Source organism: Agromyces binzhouensis (assembly GCF_004135055.1).
GTDB lineage: Bacteria > Actinomycetota > Actinomycetes > Actinomycetales > Microbacteriaceae > Agromyces > Agromyces binzhouensis.
Genome location: NZ_SDPL01000719.1, coordinates 1 through 812, shown reverse-complemented (window position 1 = coordinate 812; position 812 = coordinate 1). Strand labels below are relative to the sequence as shown.

Genomic DNA, 812 nt, shown 5'->3' with positions numbered 1-812 from the left:
GAGGGCGCGGCGCACCGCGCCCTTGCGGCACCCGGTGGAGACGACCCAGTGCCCGTCGGCGCGCGCTGCCAGGTCGTCGAGCTCGTAGACGGGTCGGCCCTTCTCGCCGCCCGCGAGCTGGCCCGCGGTGATCGCCGACGCGAGCCGGTGGTAGCCCTCCTCGCGGGCGGCGAGCACGAGCAGGTGGTCGCCCTCGGGGTCGGCCGCGCCCATCTGCGGCTCGCTGAGACCGAACGAGAGCTCGGCGCCGTACACGGTCTCGAGCTCGGGGTACGCCTCGGCGGCCTCGGCGAACCGCACGATGCCGTAGAAGCCGTCGTGGTCGGTGATCGCGAGCCCCGTGAGCCCCAGCCGGTGCGCCTCCTCGACGAGCCTCTCGGGGCCCGACGCGCCGTCGAGGAAGCTGAACGTCGAGTGCGCGTGCAGCTCGGCGTACGGCACGGACGGGCCGGCCGGCCGGTCGTCCGTCGGCTCGCCGGCCCCCGGCGGGCGGTACGGATGCCGCTTCCGGCTCCAGGCCGGGCTGTCGCCGCCGTCGCCCAGGACCTTCGAGCGACCTGCCGATCCGTCACCCGGCCGTTGCCGGTCGGAGAGCCGACGCTCGAGCTCGGACCACGGGATCTCGGGGTTGTTCCAGCCCATCAGTCGTACCTCGCCTCGGCCCACCAGCCGTCCGCGTCGCGGACCAGCAGCCACGCGCAGCCGTCGTGGTCGACCACCTGGAACCGGTGCACCCGGCGGGCGCGGTCGGCGTCCCACCAGCGCTCCACGACCGGCCACGGCCCCGCCCATGCCCGCACGGGCGCCGCCCG

Annotated in this window: 1 protein-coding gene; it reads right to left on the bottom strand. The window is 76.0% G+C overall.

All coding sequences use genetic code 11. From position 1 onward, the window contains the following. The coding region (locus ESO86_RS17860; RefSeq protein WP_129236043.1) for a PHP domain-containing protein at positions 1-642 on the bottom strand (642 nt) is incomplete at its 3' end. Positions 643-812: the final 170 nt, after the last annotated feature.